Here is a 2,097-nt window from a genome sequence, read left to right as displayed (position 1 = left end):
ACCCGCAGCCGCTTCTGCGACGGGAACAACACCTGCCGCTGGTTGGCGAACAGGTTCCGCAGACCGCCATGAGTCGTCACCACACCCTTCGGCCGTCCGGTGGACCCGGAGGTGTAGATCACCTGCGCCGGGTGCCCCGGCTCGACGGCCACCTCCGGATCCACTACCGGGCAACCCGCCAGCAGTACAGCCGTGTCCGGGTCATCCAGCACCAGGCAGTCGGCCGGACCGGCATCACCCAGCCGGTCCCGGGTACGGGCGTCGGTCACCAACACCGCCGGCCGCGCGTCGCCGAGCATGTACGCGATCCGCGCGGCCGGGTACTCCGGATCGACCGGAACATACGCCGCCCCCGCCTTCAGCACCCCGAGGATCGCCACCACCAGCTCGGCCGACCGCGGCAAGGCCACCGCCACCAGCCGCTCCGGGCCCACCCCGCGGGCGATCAGGGCATGCGCCAGCCGGTTCGCCCGCGCGTCCAACTCCGCATACGTCAGCGAGAGGCTCCCGCACACCACCGCGACCGCGTCCGGGGCCGCCCTCACCTGTGCCGCGAACAGTCCGGGCAGGCTCGTGGCGGGGAGCTCAGCCACTGTGCCGGTGCCAGCGGCCAGCAGCTCGCGGTGCTCGCCCGTCGCCAGCAGACCGATCCGGCCGACCGTCTCCTGCGGGTCGCAGTCCGCGACGGTGTCCAGCAGCGCGAGCAGGCGCCGCTGGTGGGCGGCGAGTTCGTCGTCGCCTTGGGTCTGCGGCGAACCGTGGAGTTTGAGCTGCAGCGAGCTGCCGTCCCGGTGTCCCAGCACCCAGATCGCCAGGTCGGTGGTGGCTCCGGCGAGCAGGTGGCGCACCGTGGCGGGATGCCCTGCGAAGCTCGGCCGGGAGTCGAAGACCATGATGTTGACGACGAGCGGGAACGCCGACCCGATGATCCCGGGCAGGCCGAGATCCCGGAGCAGGTCCTCGCTGCGATAGCGCTGGTGCACGAGGGCGGCGTCGACCTCCCGTGCCGCCTGAGCGACGAGGTCGTGCCACCGCATGTCCGGTCGCACCGACAGCCGCAGCAGTACCACGTTCGACACCGCGCCGGGCACGGACATCAGAACGGGCTCGGCCGGCCCGCGTCCGGTGACGGGAAGGCCGATCACCACGTCCTCGTCCCCGGTCAGCCGGTGCGCGTAGAGCGCCGTGGCGGCGATCAGCAGGCGGGACCACCGGACGCCGGCCCGCTCGGCCGCCGCCCGAAGCACCTCCGGGCGGAGCAGCGCCGACTCCCCGGTCATGCGGAGGGCACCGGCCGGGTCTCCCGGAGCCCGATGGGTGACCCGCGTCGGTGCCGGCCGGTCGGCGAAGCGTTCCATCCAGTACGAACGGTCGGCGGTGTACTGCGCGGAGGTCTGGTAGGCGGCGTCCCGCTCCACCAGGTCGTGCAGTGAACCGAAGGCCGACGGCGGCACCGGGTGGCCCTCGGCCAGCGCCGTGTACGTCTCCGCGAGCCGCTGCCTGACCAGGGAGTAGCCGAACCCGTCCATCACCAGGTGGTGGTAGTTCTGGTACCAGAGGAAGTGACTCGGCGACAGCTTGATCAACGCGTGGCTGAACAGCGGATCGCGGGCGAGGTCCAACGGGCGCGTCTGGTCCCGGGCCATCCACTCCAGAGCCGCCGTGCGCGGCTCCGGCTCGCCACTGAGATCGAGGTGCGTCGGCGCCCAGTCCACTGTCTCGTGAACGAGCTGGCACGGGCCCTCGCCGTCGTCGACGAAGCTCACGTGCAGCGCGTCGACCTCACCGACCACCCGGCGCAGCGCGGTGTCGAACAGCTCCGGGTCGACCGGACCGTGGATCTCCAGATACTCGCCGATCCGATAGCCCGGAATGACCGTCCGTGACCGCTGTTCGGCGAGCCAGATCTCACGCTGAGCCGCTGTCAGGGGAAGGGCGTCGCCTTCGCGACGAGACATGGGGGTTCCTCCAGGAGTGTGGGCAGGCTTGGTGGCAGGGCGCACGGGAGCGCGCCGGCCGCGGTGACGTCACGCGGTCGGCGGGCTGGTGGCGCGCTGTGCTGCGGTCAGGAGGCGACGAGGTCGCCGGCCTGGAGCT

1 protein-coding gene is annotated in these 2,097 nt (G+C 71.9%); it reads right to left on the bottom strand.

From position 1 onward, the window contains the following. The coding region (locus ACWDAK_RS41085) for a condensation domain-containing protein (RefSeq protein ID WP_427396339.1) at positions 1-1,958 on the bottom strand (1,958 nt) is incomplete at its 3' end. Positions 1,959-2,097: the final 139 nt, after the last annotated feature.

Source organism: Kitasatospora sp. NPDC001175, assembly GCF_053598215.1.
Note: the sequence above shows the minus strand (reverse complement) of the source record. Positions and strands in the feature narration are given on the sequence as shown.